This is a genomic window from Enterobacter asburiae (assembly GCF_024599655.1).
Lineage (GTDB): Bacteria > Pseudomonadota > Gammaproteobacteria > Enterobacterales > Enterobacteriaceae > Enterobacter > Enterobacter asburiae_D.
On the sequence record NZ_CP102247.1, the window covers coordinates 3416783 to 3435031 of the forward strand.

General features: G+C 60.0%; 15 protein-coding genes. 7 read left to right on the plus strand and 8 right to left on the minus strand.

Going from position 1 to position 18249, the window contains the following annotated elements; genetic code table 11:
• Positions 1-80 precede the first annotated feature (80 nt).
• On the minus strand, positions 81-464 hold the full coding sequence (gene bssR / locus NQ230_RS16325; RefSeq protein WP_023310914.1) for a biofilm formation regulator BssR: 384 nt from the start codon (positions 462-464) through the stop codon (positions 81-83).
• 216 nt (positions 465-680) lie between these two features.
• Here bssR and rimO point away from each other — a divergent pair, with 216 nt between their 5' ends.
• The gene (gene rimO / locus NQ230_RS16330; RefSeq protein ID WP_121425683.1) at positions 681-2006 is read left to right on the plus strand and encodes a 30S ribosomal protein S12 methylthiotransferase RimO; all 1326 of its coding nucleotides are present in this window, start codon (positions 681-683) and stop codon (positions 2004-2006) included.
• A gap of 108 nt (positions 2007-2114) precedes the next feature.
• On the opposite strand, the gene gsiD is transcribed toward rimO, so the two are convergent.
• Genes gsiD through iaaA form a run of 5 tightly spaced genes read right to left on the minus strand, consistent with a single transcriptional unit; the run spans position 2115 to position 8337 of the window.
• A complete protein-coding gene (gene gsiD, locus NQ230_RS16335) occupies positions 2115-3026 on the minus strand; it encodes a glutathione ABC transporter permease GsiD (protein ID WP_257258253.1) in 912 nt (303 codons plus the stop codon).
• Between the two features lies 1 nt (position 3027).
• Positions 3028-3948, minus strand: coding sequence for a glutathione ABC transporter permease GsiC (gsiC, locus tag NQ230_RS16340; protein WP_213821957.1), 921 nt, complete (start codon positions 3946-3948; stop codon positions 3028-3030).
• Positions 3949-3953: 5 nt separating this feature from the next.
• Positions 3954-5492, minus strand: a complete 1539-nt coding sequence (gsiB, locus tag NQ230_RS16345) for a glutathione ABC transporter substrate-binding protein GsiB (RefSeq protein ID WP_048990344.1) — start codon at positions 5490-5492, stop codon at positions 3954-3956.
• A 23-nt stretch (positions 5493-5515) separates the two neighbouring features.
• Entirely contained in the window at positions 5516-7387 is a 1872-nt protein-coding gene (gene gsiA / locus NQ230_RS16350) for a glutathione ABC transporter ATP-binding protein GsiA (RefSeq protein ID WP_257258258.1), read from the minus strand.
• Between the two features lie 11 nt (positions 7388-7398).
• Entirely contained in the window at positions 7399-8337 is a 939-nt protein-coding gene (gene iaaA, locus NQ230_RS16355) for a beta-aspartyl-peptidase (protein ID WP_257258260.1), read from the minus strand.
• Positions 8338-8525: 188 nt separating this feature from the next.
• Here iaaA and moeA point away from each other — a divergent pair, with 188 nt between their 5' ends.
• Together moeA and moeB are read left to right on the plus strand one after the other, a co-directional pair.
• Positions 8526-9758 carry a molybdopterin molybdotransferase MoeA gene (gene moeA, locus NQ230_RS16360; RefSeq protein WP_257258263.1) on the plus strand — a complete coding sequence of 411 codons (1233 nt, stop codon included), beginning with the start codon at positions 8526-8528 and terminating at the stop codon, positions 9756-9758.
• Between the two features lies 1 nt (position 9759).
• Complete coding sequence (gene moeB / locus NQ230_RS16365; protein WP_257258265.1) at positions 9760-10512, plus strand: molybdopterin-synthase adenylyltransferase MoeB; 753 nt, start codon at positions 9760-9762, stop codon at positions 10510-10512.
• A 131-nt stretch (positions 10513-10643) separates the two neighbouring features.
• Here moeB and fsa read toward each other — a convergent pair whose 3' ends face one another.
• Positions 10644-11306 (minus strand): fructose-6-phosphate aldolase, encoded by a 663-nt coding sequence (gene fsa, locus NQ230_RS16370; RefSeq protein ID WP_023326972.1) that lies wholly within the window; start codon positions 11304-11306, stop codon positions 10644-10646.
• 128 nt (positions 11307-11434) lie between these two features.
• Here fsa and NQ230_RS16375 point away from each other — a divergent pair, with 128 nt between their 5' ends.
• From NQ230_RS16375 to NQ230_RS16390, 4 genes are all read left to right on the plus strand, one after another.
• Positions 11435-12334, plus strand: a complete 900-nt coding sequence (locus NQ230_RS16375; protein WP_257258267.1) for a glycyl-radical enzyme activating protein — start codon at positions 11435-11437, stop codon at positions 12332-12334.
• Positions 12335-12338: 4 nt separating this feature from the next.
• Positions 12339-14771 carry a formate C-acetyltransferase/glycerol dehydratase family glycyl radical enzyme gene (locus tag NQ230_RS16380; protein ID WP_257258268.1) on the plus strand — a complete coding sequence of 811 codons (2433 nt, stop codon included), beginning with the start codon at positions 12339-12341 and terminating at the stop codon, positions 14769-14771.
• A 166-nt stretch (positions 14772-14937) separates the two neighbouring features.
• A complete protein-coding gene (locus NQ230_RS16385; RefSeq protein WP_193941937.1) occupies positions 14938-15753 on the plus strand; it encodes a Cof-type HAD-IIB family hydrolase in 816 nt (271 codons plus the stop codon).
• A gap of 149 nt (positions 15754-15902) precedes the next feature.
• Entirely contained in the window at positions 15903-17159 is a 1257-nt protein-coding gene (locus NQ230_RS16390) for a DUF1479 domain-containing protein (protein ID WP_257258269.1), read from the plus strand.
• On the opposite strand, the gene NQ230_RS16395 is transcribed toward NQ230_RS16390, so the two are convergent.
• Positions 17156-18229 carry a LacI family DNA-binding transcriptional regulator gene (locus NQ230_RS16395; protein ID WP_257258270.1) on the minus strand — a complete coding sequence of 358 codons (1074 nt, stop codon included), beginning with the start codon at positions 18227-18229 and terminating at the stop codon, positions 17156-17158. The genes NQ230_RS16390 and NQ230_RS16395 overlap by 4 nt on opposite strands.
• Positions 18230-18249 lie beyond the last annotated feature (20 nt).

Genomic DNA, 18249 nt, shown 5'->3' on the forward strand with positions numbered 1-18249 from the left:
TAAAGGTTAGCCACTGCATCCGGGCGCGTTACCACTTTTACAAAAGCTTAATCAGAAGGGGGAGTTGCCTCCCCCTGGGCTCAGTGCTGTTCAAGCTTCTCGTGCTCGTTCAGGCACATGATGCATAGAGAGAGCGTGGTCAGGCAGTTTTCAAGCTTCTCCGCGTTAACAGCGATAAAATTCGGGCAGTCGTGGCGTCCATTCATCAAACATACCCCAGCGATGGAGAGCACCTCAGCGGCGCGGCGCAGGGCGATCAGCTCACTTTCGCCGTATTTCGCCTTCAGGGTCGGTGCTTTTTCACGCATGAAATTGCAAAGTTCAAACAGGTTATCACGCAGATGTTCGCTTTCGCTGACTGACATATACCCTTTTGCCTTCCTCAACTGCAGGTACGCGGCCAGGTCGATTCGGGCGTTGATCAGCTTGTTAAGCAGATCGCGTTTTAGTCTGTCAACGGTCATGCTCTTTCCTCCTCTGTCAGCCATTGTGCATAATCAGGATAAGTACATTTTTTGTACAGTTTAATGCCTGGGATCAATTTTTATTAACTGATTAACATTATTTACAATGTTACAACGTCTGCCCGGCGCATCCGCCTTGCAAAGAGTGTATAAATCCCCCGCGATACGCTGTAAAATCCCGCCCTGATAACTCCATAATTGATGAATTTTTAACCTATGAGCAATGTTACGCACCAGCCGAAAATCGGCTTCGTCTCCCTGGGCTGCCCGAAAAACCTGGTGGATTCCGAACGCATCCTGACCGAACTGCGCACCGAGGGCTATGACGTGGTGCCAAGCTACGACAACGCCGATATGGTGATCGTTAACACCTGCGGGTTTATCGACAGCGCGGTTCAGGAGTCCCTGGAAGCCATCGGTGAAGCCCTGACGGAAAACGGCAAAGTGATTGTCACCGGGTGCCTGGGCGCCAAAGTGGACCAAATCCGCGAAGTGCACCCGAAGGTGCTGGAGATCACCGGTCCGCACAGCTACGAGCAGGTGCTGGAACATGTTCATCACTACGTGCCAAAACCAAAGCACAACCCGTTCCTGAGCCTGGTGCCGGAGCAGGGCGTGAAGCTGACGCCGCGCCACTACGCTTACTTAAAAATTTCCGAAGGCTGCAACCATCGCTGCACCTTCTGCATCATCCCGTCCATGCGTGGCGATCTGGTGAGCCGTCCGATTGGTGAAGTGCTGGCGGAAGCGAAACGTCTGGCCGACGCGGGCGTGAAGGAGCTGCTGGTCATCTCCCAGGACACCTCGGCTTACGGCGTGGACGTCAAACACCGCTCCGGTTTCCACAACGGCGAGCCGGTGAAAACCAGCATGGTGGGCCTCTGCGAGCAGCTGTCCAAGCTCGGTATCTGGACGCGTCTGCACTACGTCTACCCGTACCCGCACGTTGACGACGTGATCCCGCTGATGGCGGAAGGCAAAATTCTGCCGTACCTGGATATCCCGCTGCAGCACGCCAGCCCGCGTATCCTGAAGCTGATGAAGCGTCCTGGCTCCGTTGACCGCCAGCTGGCGCGCATCAAGCAGTGGCGCGAGATCTGTCCGGATCTGACCCTGCGATCCACCTTCATCGTCGGCTTCCCGGGTGAAACCGAAGAAGACTTCCAGATGCTGCTCGACTTCCTGAAAGAAGCGCGTCTGGACCGCGTAGGTTGCTTCAAGTACAGCCCGGTAGAAGGCGCAACCGCCAACGAGCTGGCGGACCAGGTGCCGGAAGAGGTGAAAGAAGAGCGCTGGAACCGCTTCATGCAGCTGCAGCAGCAGATCTCTGCTGAGCGTCTGCAGGAGAAAGTGGGCCGTGAGATCATGGTTATCATTGACGAGGTGGACGAAGAAGGCGCGATTGGCCGCAGCATGGCGGACGCACCTGAAATCGACGGCGCGGTGTACCTGAACGGCGAAACCAGCGTTAAGCCGGGTGATATTATTCGCGTGAAGGTTGAAAACGCGGACGAGTATGACCTGTGGGGTAGCCGGGTTTAATTACATTCCCCTCACCCCGGCCCTCTCCCCAAAGGGGCGAGGGGGAAAACCGCACCGAGCAGTCCCCTCTCCCCTCCGGGGAGAGGGTTAGGGTGAGGGGCAATAAACCTACCCCTTAATCCTCGGATCCAGCGCGTCGCGCAGCCCGTCACCCAGCAGGTTAAACGCCAGCACGGTCAGAAAAATCGCCAGGCTCGGGAAGATCGCCACGTGCGGTGCAATCACCATATCCGCCCTCGCCTCGTTCAGCATCGCGCCCCACTCCGGCGTTGGAGGCTGCGCGCCTAACCCCAGAAACGACAGGCTGGCCGCCGAGATAATCGACACGCCGATACGCATGGTGAAATAGACCACGATGGACGACACCGTACCCGGCAGAATATGGCTGAACAGGATCGTGGCGTCGCTGGCCCCCATGCTGCGGGCCGATTCGATAAAGGTCTGCTGTTTCAGCACCAGCGTGTTCCCGCGTACCAGACGGGCAAAAGCCGGTATCGAAAAGACCGCGACCGCAATGATGACGTTCGCCATGCCGCTGCCCATGATCGCCACCACGGCAATCGCCAGCAAAATGCCGGGGAAAGCAAACAGCACGTCGCAGATACGCATGATGATGCGGTCCCACCAGCCTTCGTAATACCCGGCAACGAGACCCAGCACGGTGCCGATGGCCGCGCCGATCAGCACCGCGACCACCCCGGCGGCAAGCGAGATTTGCGCCCCCACCAGCACGCGGCTAAAGATATCGCGCCCGAGGGAGTCCACGCCGAACCAGTGCAGCATCGACGGTCCGTCGTTCAGACGGTCGTAGTCAAAATAGTTTTCCGCATCAAACGGTGCCACCCACGGCGCAATCACCGCCACCGCAATCAGCAGCAGCACAAACAGCCCCGCGGTCATCGCGACCGGCTGACGGCGAAAACGCCGCCAGAATTCAGACCACGGGGTGCGAACGTGGTCCGGTTTTAGCCCCGGCATCGCGTTTAAAACGGCCTGACGTCGCCAGTTCAACAATCGCATCTTACTTGTACCTGATGGCCGGGTTAATGGCGGCGTAGAGCACGTCCACCACTAAGTTGATAAGAATAAACTCCAGCGAGAAAAGCAGGACTTCCGCCTGAATCACCGGGTAGTCGCGCATCTCGACGGAATCGACCAGCAGGCGTCCCAGCCCCGGCCAGTTGAAGACCTTTTCCACGACAATAGAGCCGCCCAGCAGGAAGCCAAACTGCAACCCCATCATCGTCACCACCGGGATCATCGCATTGCGAAACCCGTGCTTGAGAATGACCCACTTCTCGCTGACCCCTTTCGCCCGCGCGGTGCGGATGTAGTCTTCGCTCAGCACGTCAACGAACGAGGCGCGGGTAAAGCGGGCCATTACCGCCGACACGGCAGCGCCCAGCGTCATGGAAGGCAGGATGTAATGCTTCCAGGTATCGGCCCCGACGGTCGGCAGCCAGCCCAGTTCGACGGAGAAGATCTGCATCAGCAGCATCCCCAGCGCGAACGCCGGGAAGGAGATGCCGGTCACCGCCAGCGCCATGCCGAGCTTGTCCGGCCAGCGGTTGCGCCAGACGGCCGCGACAATCCCGGCGCCAAGCCCAAACACCACCGCCCAGCTCATGCTGGCAATCGTTAACCAGAACGTTGGCATAAAGCGGCTGGCAATCTCCTCCGACACCGGACGGCGCGACACCATCGAGATACCAAAATCGCCCTGAAGAACGTTGCAAATGTAATGGATGAACTGCATATACAGCGGCTGGTCGAGGCCAAGCTGCTTACGCACCAGGTCAATGACGGTGGCATCCGCTTCAGGCCCGGCAGCCAGCCGCGCCGGATCGCCCGGCAGCATATGGACAAACAGAAACACCAGGACCGCCACAATCAGCAGCGTCGGGATAAGCCCCAGCAGGCGTTTACAAACATAATTCAGCATGAGGTTTATTTTAAATCCGCATCGTCAAAGCTAAAGCCCGTGTCCGGCATGATGTAGAACCCGGTCAACGCTTTGTTATGGGCTGACACCAGTTTCTCCACCACCAGCGGCACCCACGGTGACTCTTTCCAGATAATATCCTGCGCGTCTTTGTAGAGGCGCGCCTTCTCTTCCGGTTTGGTGGTTTTCAGGGCATCAGCAAGGTCTTTGTCCACCTGCGGATTACTGTAGAACGCGGTATTGAACAGGGTTGGCGGCCAGTTCTGCGAGGCAAACAGCGGCGACAGCGCCCAGTCGGCTTCGCCGGTCGAGGCCGACCAGCCGGTGTAGAACATCCGCACCCCGCTCTCTTTCTGCCCTTTGCCCTCCACTTCAGCAGCACGCTGTCCGGCATCCATCGCGGTTACCTGCGCCTTAATACCGACCTGCGCCAGCTGCTGCTGGGTGAACTGCAGCACCTTCTGCGCGGTGCTGTGGTTATGCGACGACCACAGCGTGGTGCTGAACCCGTTCGGGAAGCCCGCCTCTTTCAACAACTCGCGCGCTTTGGCCGGATCGTACGGCCACGGCTGATAGCTCTGGGCATACGCGATAGCCGGCGGCAGCACGCCGGTGGCCGGGGTGGCATAGCCAGCAAAGGCAACCTTCACCAGCGCCTGGCGGTTAATGGCGTAGTTGATGGCCTCACGCACCTTCGGGTTATCAAACGGCTTTTGCGTGACGTTCATGCTGATGTAGCGCTGCATGATCGACGGGCTGGCGACCAGCTCCAGCTTGCTGTTTTTCTGCAAAATGGCGGCCTGCTCGTACGGGATCGGGAAGGCAAACTGCGCCTCGCCGGTTTGCAGCATCGCCGCGCGGGTGTTGTTGTCCACCACCGGACGCCAGGTAATGGTGTCGAGCTTCGGCAGCCCCTGCTGCCAGTATCCAGCGAATTTCTTCACCTTCACAAAATCGGTCTGGTTCCAGGTGAGCAGTTCGTAAGGGCCGGTGCCAACAGGGTGGAAGCCGATCTCCTTGCCGTATTTCTTCAGCGCGGCAGGGGATATCATCGCCGTTGCCGGATGCGCCAGAATATTGATAAACGCGGAGAACGGCTCTTTCAGGGTGATTTTTACCGTCGCCGGGTCGACCACCTCGGTGCTGGCGATATTTTTATACAGGTTATAGCGCTTGAGGCTATTTTCCGGATTGCTGGCGCGGTCAAGGTTAACCTTCACCGCCTCCGCGTTGAAATCTGTCCCATCCTGGAACTTCACGCCGGTCCTGAGCTTGATGGTATACACCAATCCGTCGTCGGACACGGTGTACCCCTCCGCCAGCACGTTTTTGAGCTTCATCTCTTTATCCAGGCCGAAAAGGCCCTGATAGAACGATTTCGCCACCGCCTGAGAGAGCGTGTCGTTGGCGTCATACGGATCGAGCGTGGTGAAATTCGAGCCGACGGCAACCACCACATCTTTGGCAGCGAACGCGGGGGCAGCGGCCAGGGCTGCCGTCACGCTCGCGGCTAACAACCATCTACGCGCTACAAAAGTAACCATTGTGTTCTCCTGCCTGTTGTAAGTTATAACCGCGAAAACGCATTGTCCTGACGCGGGGGAGCGACGAAATGACCCGGACCGACCTCGCGCAGCGTCACGCGCTCCACGGCCTCGCCGCGTTTACGAATATTGCTCGGCATTTCATCCTGCAGCAGCACGCGCTGGCCGTGACGGTGCGCGGGATCGGCAACCGGGACCGCCGCGATAAGCTTGCGGGTATACGGGTGCTGAGGGTTCTCAAACACCGCCCTTCGCGGCCCAATCTCCACGATTTGCCCCATAAACATCACCGCCACGCGATGGCTGATGCGCTCGACCACGGCCATATCGTGCGAGATAAACAGGAAGGCGATCCCCATATCCCGCTGTAAATCCAGCAATAAGTTAATGATCTGCGCCCGGATAGAGACATCCAGCGCCGAGACGGACTCATCGGCAATCACCACTTTCGGGTTTAGCGCCAGCGCGCGGGCGATGCAGATACGCTGCCGCTGTCCGCCTGAAAACTCGTGCGGATAACGCCAGGCGTGCTCCGGCTTCAGGCCGACACGCTCCAGCAGCCAGGCCACGCGACGCTGTGCCGCTTCGCCGTCGAGCAGGTTATGTACCCGCAGCGGCTCCATGATCGAATAGCCCACCGTATGGCGCGGATCGAGGGAGGCATACGGATCCTGGAAAATAAACTGAATATCTCGCCGCACCGCCTGCAGCCTGCTGTCCGGAAGGGTATCAATGCGCTCGCCGTTAAAGGTAATGCTGCCTTCCTGTGATTCCACCAGACGGAGCAACGCGCGCCCGGTGGTGGATTTACCGCAGCCGGACTCCCCCACCAGCGCCAGCGTTTCGCCCGGCCAGAGGTCGAAGCTGACGTTTTCCACCGCATGCACTTCGCGCTTCACGCGGTTCAACACGCCGCTGCGCAGCGGAAAACGGGTGACCAGATCGCGCACTTCCAGAATGGGCTTACCCGGCACCACCGTGTCCTGCTCGCGCTCATCTTCGTCCTGCCCCGCCGCATCGAGAGAAATCAGGGGGAAGCGGCGCGGCAAATCGCTGCCGTTCATCCCCCCCAGGCGCGGGACCGCCGCCAGCAGCGCTTTGGTATAGGGATGGACGGGCGCGTGAAAAATCTGCTCGACCGGGCCGGTTTCCACCGCGCTGCCCTTATGCATGACCAGCACGCGATCGGCGATATCGGCGACCACGCCCATATCGTGGGTGATGAAAATCACCCCCATCTCCATCTCCTGCTGCAGCACTTTGATGAGCTGCAGGATCTGCGCCTGAATCGTCACGTCCAGCGCCGTCGTCGGCTCGTCGGCAATCAGCACCGCCGGACGGCAGGAGAGCGCCATGGCAATCATCACCCGCTGGCGCATGCCGCCGGAAAGCTGATGCGGATAGCGCCCCAGAATGGCCTGCGCCTCCGGAATGCGCACCAACTCCAGCATCCGTCGGGCCTCTTTGAGCGCTTCATCGCTGCTCAGCCCCTGATGCAGGCGGATGGACTCGGCGATTTGTTCCCCGACCGGAAAAACCGGGTTCAGGGAGGTCATCGGCTCCTGGAAGATCATCGCAATATCCGCCCCGCGCACGCCCTGCATCTGCGAACCGCTCAGCTCAGTTAAATCAATAACCTGACGGTTGCGGCGGCGCAGGAGCATTTTCTCGCTGCTGATTTGCCCGCCCGTCTGCTCCAGCAGGCGCATCAGCGCCAGCGCGGTGACCGATTTACCGGAGCCGGACTCGCCAACAATCGCCAGCGTCTCGCCGCGCCTGAGCGTGAACGATAAATTCTGTACTGCGGGTATGAACTGCCGCTCTTCCTGAAACGCAATATTGAGCTGATGGACAGCCAGCACTTCGCGGTTGTCCAGTTCTTCACTGTGCGGCACGCGCTGCCCCCTTATTCACGATAGATGCCCGTGCTCGGTTCATCACCGGCATAACCCCAGGCGCGATACATGCCTTCGCTGTTGAACGGCAACGCCACGTTGCCCTCACGATCCACCGCAATGAGCCCGCCGACGCCGCCAAGCGCAGGCAGTTTCTCCATCACCACGCGCTCGCAGGCTTCGCTGAGGCTTAAGCCGCCGTAATCCATCAGCGCGGTGATGTCGTAGGCCGCGAGGGCGCGGATAAACACTTCTCCGGTTCCGGTACACGACACCGCCGCCGTCGCGTTGTTGGCATAGCAGCCGGCGCCCGGCAGCGGGCTATCGCCGACGCGCCCGGGCAGCTTGTTGGTCATCCCACCCGTTGACGTCGCCGCCGCGAGGTTTCCGGCCTTATCCAGCGCCACCGCGCCGACCGTGCCCATTTTGGTGGTTTCATCCAGCGGCGCACTGTGGTCAAGCTGCGTCATGCCCGCCGAACGGGCTTCCAGCAGCTGCTGATAGCGCTCCTCGGTGGAAAACAGATCCGTCGATACCGGTTCCATCCCGTGCTCGAAGGCAAACGCCTCTGCCCCGGCCCCCGTCAGCAGCACGTGTGGACTGGCTTCCATCACCAGACGCGCGGCCAGCACCGGATTGCGCAGATGACTCACGCCCGCCACGGCGCCCGCTTTCAGGGTGATGCCGTCCATCACGCAGGCATCCAGCTCGTGCGTTTCATCCCGGGTAAAGACCGAACCGATACCCGCATTAAATAACGGACACTCTTCCAGCAGGCGCACCGCCTCGGTGACCACGTCCAGCGCGCTTTCGCCCGCTTCCAGCATTCTCTGGCCCGTTTCCACAATGGCGTACAGCGCGTCGATATAGCGCTTTTCCTGCTCGGGACTGAGCTGTGCTCGGGTGATTGCCCCGGCGCCACCATGAATTGCGATTACCGCATTAACCATTCGCATCACCCGTTAGCCTGATTTGCGGCTTTTTCTATAAATATCATTATCGTCGATGAAACTTCAGATGATTTTTGAATATAGAAAGACGTAACTGTGATGTAAAGCGTACACCCATCGGGTCATACAGTTAGCCGCACTTTTCTGCCATAATGAGCGCTTTCGTTGTTACTCCGCAGGAGCCCACCATGGATTTTACCGCCGGACTGATGCCGCTTGAGACGGCACTCACGCAGATGCTTGACCGAGTTTCCCCGCTGCATGACGTTGAGACGCTGCCCCTCGTGCGCTGTTTTGGCCGTATTGCCGCGCGCGATATCGTCTCTCCGCTTAACGTGCCGGGGTTTGATAACTCCGCGATGGACGGTTACGCGGTACGCCTGGCGGATCTCCAGACGGGTAACGCCCTGCCGGTAGCAGGTAAAGCCTTTGCGGGTCAGCCGTTTGGCGGCGAGTGGCCTGCGGGCACCTGCGTACGCATCATGACCGGCGCGCCGGTTCCGGCCGGCTGCGACGCCGTGGTGATGCAGGAAGAGACCGAACAGACCGACGACGGCGTGCGTTTTACCGCGAACGTTAAAGCGGGCCAGAACATCCGCCGCACGGGCGAAGATATCACCCTTGGCGCAACGGTCTTCGCCGCCGGACAGAAGCTGACGGTGGGTGAACTGCCGGTGCTGGCGTCGCTCGGCGTTGCTGAAATCGACGTGATCCGTAAAGTGCGCGTCGCCGTTTTCTCCACCGGTGACGAGCTGCAGCTTCCGGGCCAGCCGCTGCAGGACGGCCAGATTTACGATACCAACCGCCTGGCGGTACACCTGATGCTGGAGCAGCTGGGCTGCGAGGTGATTAACCTCGGCATCATTCCTGACGATCCGGAAAAACTGCGCGCCGCGTTTATCGAGGCGGATAACGCCGCCGACGTGGTCATCAGCTCCGGCGGCGTCTCCGTGGGCGAAGCGGATTACACCAAAACCATCCTTGAAGAGCTGGGCGAGATCGCCTTCTGGAAGCTGGCGATCAAGCCGGGCAAACCGTTCGCGTTTGGCAAGCTGCAACACAGCTGGTTCTGTGGCCTGCCGGGTAATCCGGTCTCGGCGGCACTCACCTTCTACCAGCTGGCGATCCCGCTGCTGGCGAAGCTTTCCGGCAACAGCGCCAGCCCGCTGCCCGAACGCCAGCGCGTGCGCGCCGCCACGCGCCTGAAAAAATCACCGGGCCGTCTCGATTTCCAGCGCGGCATTCTGGCGCGCAACGCGGACGGTGAGCTCGAAGTGAGCACCACCGGTCATCAGGGCTCGCATATTTTCAGCTCCTTCAGCCAGGGTAACTGCTTTATCGTGCTGGAGCGCGAGCGCGGCAATGTGGAAGCAGGCGAGTGGGTTGAGGTAGAGCGTTTTAACCACCTGTTCGGAGGCTGACATGACGGTGGAGCTGAGCGACCCGGAGATGATGCGCTACAACCGCCAGATTGTGCTGCGCGGGTTTGACTTCGAGGGCCAGGAAGCGCTCAAGGCGGCCAGCGTGCTGGTTGTCGGGCTCGGCGGTCTGGGCTGCGCCGCCGCGCAGTATCTTGCGGCGGCGGGCGTGGGCAGGATGACGCTGCTGGATTTCGATACCGTATCGGTGTCCAACCTGCAGCGCCAGACGCTGCACAGCGACGCGACGGTTGGCCAGCCGAAAGTGGACTCTGCCCGCACGGCGCTGGCGCGCATCAACCCCCACGTTCAGTTCACCCTGATTGACGCAATGCTGGATGACGACGCGCTGTCGGCGCAGATTGCGCAGCACGACCTGGTGCTGGACTGCACCGATAACGTCACCGTCCGTAACCAGCTGAACGCAGGCTGTTTTGCCCACAAAATCCCGCTGGTCTCCGGCGCGGCGATCCGCATGGAGGGGCAAATCAGCGTCTTCACGTACGCGGAAGGCGAACCCTGCTACCGCTGCCTGAGCCGCCTGTTCGGCGAGAACGCGCTGACCTGCGTTGAGGCGGGCGTAATGGCGCCGTTGGTCGGCGTGATTGGCTCGCTGCAGGCGATGGAAGCGATCAAAGTCCTGGCGCACTACGGCACGCCAGCGGCGGGGAAAATCGTGATGTATGACGCGATGACCTGCCAGTTCCGCGAGATGAAGCTGATGCGTAACCCGGGGTGTGAGGTTTGTAGCAAATAAAAAGTCGGGTGGCGGCTCCGCCTTACCCGACCTACAACGGCTCGAACGTAGGCCGGGTAAGCGCCAGCGCCACCCGGCAACAGCGATGCGAACGTAGGCTGGGTAAGCGTGAGCGCCACCCGGCAACAGCATTAGATCGACGTCCGTCCAAACGCCCCCTGCCAGTCCTGCTCAAACTTCACAATCGCCGCATCCACGGCCGGAGAGGTAATAAACTGCTGCGCCACGTCCAGCGGCAGCGTGATGGACTCGCACCCTGCCAGCAGGCAGTCCAGCGCCTGACGCGGCGTTTTAAAGCTCGCGGCCAGCACTTTTGACTGCGGGGCGTGCAGCGTCAGCAGCTGCTGCAGTTCAACCACGGTCTGGATCCCGTCCCCGCCCTGCGCATCCACGCGGTTAACATAAGGGGCCACATACTCTGCACCCGCCAGCGCGGACAGCATCCCCTGCGCGGCGCCGTACACCGCCGTGCCCAGCGTCGGGATCCCTTCGGCTTTCAGCATCTTGATTGCCGCCAGCCCTTCTGCGGTCACCGGTACTTTCACCACCAGGTCGTTAATGATGGCGCGCAGCTTACGCGCGTCCTCCACCATCCCTTCGGCGGTGGTCGCCATCACCTGGGCGAACAGACGGCCTTTGCCGCCCAGCGCGTCGTGCAGCGCTGGCAGCAGCTCGTCCAGCGGCGTTTTACCTGCCGCCACAATGCTTGGGTTAGTGGTCACGCCCGCCAGCGGGAAGATACGCGCCAGCTTTTTAACTGCCGCAACGTCAGATGTGTCGAGATAAAGTTCCATGATGTCGCCCTCAAAATTAGCCTGCACTTACCCTATCACGACAAAACCTGCTCAGTAGTTGACCTGCATCAAGATAACTTTCATTCGAAAGTCATTTAATCTTCATATGCAAGATGAGAGGCAAAATCATGATCTTCAATATTCAGCGTTACTCTACCCACGATGGCCCCGGTATTCGAACCGTGGTGTTCCTGAAAGGCTGCTCGCTGGGCTGTCGCTGGTGCCAGAACCCGGAAAGCCGCTCCCGCAGCCGGGACGTGCTGTTTGATGCACGCCTTTGCCTGGACGGCTGCGACCTGTGCCAGCAGGCGGCACCGGGCTGTATCGAACGCGCGCTGAATGGCCTGGTCATTCATCGTGAGAAGCTTGATGACGCCACGCTCAACGCCCTTACCGACTGCTGCCCGACGCAGGCGCTGACCGTCTGCGGTGAAGAACAGCAGGTGGAGGAGATCATGGCGACCGTACTGCGCGATAAACCCTTCTACGACCGCAGCGGCGGCGGGATCACCCTCTCCGGCGGCGAGCCGTTTATGAACCCTGAGCTGGCGCACGCCCTGTTTAAAGCCAGCCACGAACAGGGGCTCCACACCGCCGTCGAAACCTGCCTTCACGTGCCGTGGCACTATATCGAGCCGTCATTACCCTACGTTGATCTGTTCCTCGCCGACCTGAAGCACGTCGACGGTGACGTGTTCAAACAGTGGACGGACGGTTCGGCCAAGCGGATCCTGGACAACCTGAAACGCCTTGCCGCGGCCGGGAAAAAAATCACCATCCGCGTGCCGCTGATCCAGGGCTTTAACGCCGATGAAGCGTCCATCACCGCCATTACCAACTTCGCCGCCGACGAGCTTGGCGTCGAGGATATTCATTTTCTGCCGTATCACACGCTGGGCATGAACAAATACACCCTGCTCGGCCAACCCTACTCTGCCCCTGACAAACCGCTGGATAACCCTGCCCTGCTGGACTTCGCGCAGCAGTACGCCTGCCAGAAAGGGTTAACCGCGACCTTACGAGGATAAACCTATGACAACCCTGAATCTCAACACCCTCAGCGAGCGCATTAAAGCGCACAAAACGGCCCTGGTGCATATCGTCAAGCCGCCCGTCTGTACCGAGCGTGCGCAGCATTACACCGAGATGTACAAGCAGCACATGGACAAGCCGATCCCGGTACGCCGCGCTCTGGCGCTGGCGCATCACCTGGCTGAACGCACCATCTGGATCAAACACGACGAGCTGATTATCGGTAACCAGGCAAGCGAAGTGCGCGCCGCGCCGATTTTCCCGGAATACACCGTCTCCTGGATAGAGAAAGAGATCGACGATCTGGCGGACCGCCCGGGCGCGGGCTTTGCGGTGAGCGAAGAGAACAAGCGCGTGCTGCATGAGATCTGCCCGTGGTGGCGCGGCCAGACGGTGCAGGATCGCTGCTACGGCATGTTCACCGACGAGCAGAAAGGCCTGCTGGAAACCGGCATTATCAAAGCCGAAGGCAACATGACCTCCGGCGACGCGCACCTGGCGGTGAACTTCCCGCTGGTGCTGGAGAAAGGCCTCGACGGCCTGCGCGCCAAAGTGGCCGAGCGCCGCTCGCGCATCAACCTGACGGTGCTGGAAGACCTGCACGGCGACCAGTTCCTCAAGGCGATCGATATCGTGCTGGAAGCCGTAAGCCTGCACATCACGCGCTTTGCCGATCTGGCGCGTGAAATGGCCGCGACCGAAACACGCGAAAGCCGCCGCGACGAGCTGCTGGCGATGGCGGAAAACTGCGACGTGATTGCCCACGAGCCGCCAAAAACCTTCTGGCAGGCGCTGCAGCTGTGCTATTTCATTCAGCTGATCCTGCAGATTGAGTCCAACGGCCACTCCGTCTCCTTCGCGCGCATGGACCAGTATCTCTATCCGTACTACCGTCGCGACGTGGAGCTTGACCAGAGCCTGGATCGCGAACACGCCATCGAGCTGCTGCACAGCTGCTGGCTGAAGCTGCTGGAAGTAAACAAGATCCGCTCCGGCTCGCACTCCAAGGCTTCCGCCGGTAGCCCGCTGTACCAGAACGTCACCATCGGCGGCCAGAAGCTGGTCAACGGTGAGCCGATGGACGCGGTGAACCCGCTCTCCTACGCAATTCTGGAATCCTGCGGTCGCCTGCGCTCCACCCAGCCGAACCTGAGCGTGCGCTACCACGCGGGCATGAGCAACGACTTCCTCGACGCCTGCGTGCAGGTGATCCGCTGCGGCTTCGGCATGCCCGCGTTCAACAACGATGAAATCGTCATTCCGGAATTCATCAAGCTCGGCGTTGAACGCGACGACGCCTACGACTACGCGGCCATCGGCTGTATCGAAACCGCGGTGGGCGGCAAGTGGGGCTATCGCTGCACCGGCATGAGCTTCATCAACTTCGCCCGCGTGATGCTGGCGGCGCTGGAAGGCGGGCGCGACGCCACCAGCGGCAAGGTGTTCCTGCCGCAGGAAAAAGCGCTCTCCGCCGGTAACTTCGACAACTTCGAGGAGGTGATGGCGGCGTGGGACAGCCAGATCCGCTACTACACCCGCAAATCCATCGAGATTGAGTACGTGGTGGATACCATGCTGGAAGAGAACGTCCACGATATTCTCTGCTCGGCGCTGGTGGACGACTGCATCGAACGTGCGAAAAGCATCAAGCAGGGCGGCGCGAAGTATGACTGGGTCTCCGGTCTGCAGGTGGGTATCGCCAACCTCGGCAACAGCCTGGCGGCGGTGAAAAAGCTGGTGTTCGAACAGGGTACTATCGGTCAGCAGCAGCTGGCGGCCGCCCTGGCGGATGACTTCGACGGGCTGACCCACGAGCAGTTGCGTCAGCGTCTGATCAACGGCGCGCCGAAGTACGGCAACGACGACGACAGCGTGGATATGCTGCTGACGCGCGCCTATCAGACCTACATCGAAGAGCTGAAGAAGTACCACAACCCGCGCCATGGCCGCGGCCCGATTGGCGGTAACTACTACGCGGGCACCTCTTCCATTTCCGCAAACGTGCCGTTTGGCGCGGCGACAATGGCCACCCCGGACGGACGTAAGGCGCACACCCCGCTGGCGGAAGGTGCAAGCCCGGCTTCCGGTACGGACCACCTCGGCCCGACGGCGGTCATTGGCTCGGTGGGTAAACTGCCTACCGAGGCGATTCTCGGCGGCGTGCTGCTGAACCAGAAGCTGAACCCGTCAACGCTGGAAAACGACAGCGATCGCCAGAAGCTGATGGTGCTGCTGCGCACCTTCTTCGAGGTGCATAAGGGCTGGCATATTCAGTACAACATCGTCTCGCGCGACACGCTGCTGGAAGCGAAGAAACATCCTGACCAGTATCGCGATCTCGTGGTGCGCGTCGCGGGCTACTCGGCGTTCTTCACCGCCCTGTCGCCGGATGCGCAGGACGATATTATCGCCCGTACTGAGCATACGCTGTAAAAAAACGCCCGGTGGCGCTGCGCTTACCGGGCCTACATTGTCTCCCCGTAGGCCGGGTAAGGCGAAGCCGCCACCCGGCTTTCTGACTTTCATTCGAAATTAAATTTGTGCTCCCCGTCACCTTGTTATTAGAATGTTTCAAAACGCAGTGACCCAGGAGCACAGTATGACCGTTAAAGTTATCGTCACCGATATGGACGGAACTTTCCTTGATGATGCCAAGCAGTACGATCGTGACCGCTTCCAGGCACAGTTTGAACAGCTTAAAGCCCGCGACATTGAATTTGTGGTCGCCAGCGGCAACCAGTATTACCAGCTCATCTCCTTCTTCCCGGAGCTGAAAGACAGGATCTCCTTCGTGGCGGAAAACGGCGCGCTGGTGTTCGATCGCGGCGAACAGATTTTCCACGGCGAGCTGACGCGTCATGAATCGCAGATCGTGATTGGTGAACTGCTGAAAGACAAAGGGCTGAACTTCGTGGCCTGCGGGCTGGAGAGCGCCTACGTCAGCGACCAGGCTCCTGAAGAATTCGTCGCGCTGATGTCAAAGCACTATCACCGCTTAAAGCGCATTAGCGATTACCGCGAGATTGACGACGTGCTGTTTAAATTCTCCCTGAACCTGCCGGACAGCGATATCCCTAATCTGGTGGATAAACTTCACGTCTCCCTGGACGGCATCATGAAGCCGGTCACCAGCGGCTTTGGTTTTGTCGATTTGATTATCCCCGGCCTGCACAAAGCCAACGGCATCAGCCGTCTGCTGAAACGCTGGAAAATCTCCCCGCAGGCGTGCGTGGCCATTGGCGACAGCGGCAACGATGCCGAGATGCTGAAGCTGGTGAAATATTCCTTTGCGATGGGCAACGCGGCGCAGAGCATCAAAGACATCAGCCGCTACAGCACTGACGACAACAACCATCAGGGCGCGCTGAACGTCATTCAGGCCGTGCTCGACAACCATTCCCCGTTCGACGCCTGATCCTCTCCTCGCCGGAGCCTCGCTCCGGCCTCTCACTCTTTTTCCGTCCTGTGGCTTGCGTCAAGTTTTTAAACTTGCATTAACTTATTTTTAACTTAAAGTATCACTTGTAGACACTTTTACTTTCGAATGAAAGATGCGAGGCGGTTATGACCTTTACCAGTGAAACTTTGCCAGCGGATCACAAAGCGGCAATCCGTCAGTTAAAACGTGAGCTGCGCGCGCAGATCGGCGACGTGCAGGCGGTGTTTAATAAGCTCAGCGATAAAATTGCCACCCGCGTGGCGGAAATCAACGCCCTTAAGAACAAAGGCGAATCCGTCTGGCCGGAGATCCCGTTTACGGACGTGAAAAACGGCACCATTACCGACGCACAGCGCGAAGCCGTTAAGCGCCGCGGCTGCGCGGTGATTAAAGGTCATTTCCCGCGCGAGCAGGCGCTGGCGTGGGATCGGTCGATGCTCGACTACCTCGATCTGAACAAATTTGACGACGTGTACAAAGGGCCAGGCGATAACTTCTTCGGCACCCTAACGGCCTCTCGTCCGGAGATTTATCCGATTTACTGGTCGCAGGCGCAGATGCAGGCGCGCCAGAGCGAAGAGATGGCACAGGTGCAGTCGTTCCTGAACCGTTTATGGACATTCGAGAGCAACGGCAAGCAGTGGTTCGACCCGGACGTGAGCGTGATTTACCCGGATCGTATCCGCCGCCGTCCGCCGGGAACCACTTCGAAAGGGCTGGGCGCGCATACCGACTCCGGCGCGCTGGAGCGCTGGCTGCTTCCGGCCTATCAGCAGGTTTTTGCCCGCGTGTTTGACGGCAACGTCGATAAGTACGATCCGTGGAACGCCGCGCACCGTACCGAAGTGGAAGAGTACACGGTCGATAACACCACCAAATGCTCGGTGTTCCGCACCTTCCAGGGCTGGACGGCGCTGTCGGATATGATCCCCGGACAGGGCTTGCTGCACGTCGTGCCGATCCCGGAAGCGATGGCCTATATTCTGCTGCGTCCGCTGCTGGACGACGTGCCGGAAGACGAGCTGTGCGGCGTGGCGCCGGGGCGCGTGCTGCCGGTTTCCGAGAAGTGGCACCCGCTGCTGATCGAGGCATTAAGCAGCATTCCGGCACTTGAGGCGGGCGATTCCGTGTGGTGGCACTGCGATGTGATCCACTCCGTCGCGCCGGTGGAAAATCAGCAGGGCTGGGGCAACGTGATGTACATTCCTGCCGCGCCGATGTGCGAGAAAAACCTCGCCTACGCGAAGAAGGTCAAGGAAGCGCTGGAAACCGGCGCGTCGCCGGGAGACTTCCCGCGCGAGGATTATGAAAAGAGCTGGCAGGACCGCTTTACCGTGAACGATCTCAACATCCACGGCAAGCGCGCGCTGGGCATGGTCTAACTGTCGTACAGCCCTTCCCGCTCTACGGCGGTGCGTCGTTTTCCCTGACGTATCCGCCGTACCGATTCCCGTACGGTCAGGGTTCCATTAAGCAACAGCGTGCCTACCGGCGCGTCCGGGCGCATCAGCCGCTGCTGCAGCATATATACCGCTTCTGTTCCCAGCTCATCGCGCGGAACGTGCACGGCCGTTAATGGAACATCCTGAATCGCCGCCAGATTAAACCCGTCTATGCTCATCACCGACACGTCCTGCGGCACGCGCAGACCGTGGTTTTGTAATGCGCTAATGGTGCCCGCCGCCATAAAGTCGCCGCCGACCAGAAACGCCGTCGGCAGGTCTTTTCCCTTCTGCTGGTTAAGCCACTCGCTGACCATCTGTTCCGTTTCACGCGCGCTGAAGCTGGGCACCACCAGCAGATCGCGTTTATCGTTGAACGTCAGGTTGTGGGACAGCCACGCATCGCGGATCCCCGACAGGCGCAGCTCCATGGTGTAGCGACGCAGGCACAGCACGTTCATCACCTCACGGTGTCCCATCTCGAACAGGTACTCCGCTGCCCGCTCGCCGATGGCGCGATGATCCGGCGCGACGGCCGGCAGACGCATGTGGCGGTCCCGGCAGTTAATCAGCATGCAGGGTTTGCCCACGTCCACCGCCAGATCGTGAATGTGGGGATCATCGATGCCAAGAAGGATTGCCGCCTGGGTATCCGCTTCGTTCATCCGCGCCAGAAACAGCTGGGCGTCGCTGTCGTTCTCTTCCAGGGCGCAGTAGCGAAGGCGCACATCGTGGGACGCCAGACCTTTGCTCACGCTCTGGATCACGCGGTAGTAAAAGATGTCGGACCGCTCGTCGAAGGCGCGCTGGGGGGCAAAAACCACCAGGCTATTGAGCAGCAACCGCCCCGCCGCCATGCCGTCCATTACCCCCAGTTCCCGCGCGCACGCCAGCACCTTTGCGCGCGCTTTTTCACTGGTATTCGCTTTCCCCGCCAGCACCCGCGACACGGTGCTGATCGAGAGCTGCGTCCGGGCGGCGATTTCGGTGATTTTTAGCCTTTTGTCCATTTTGTGATCTGGCTCCATTT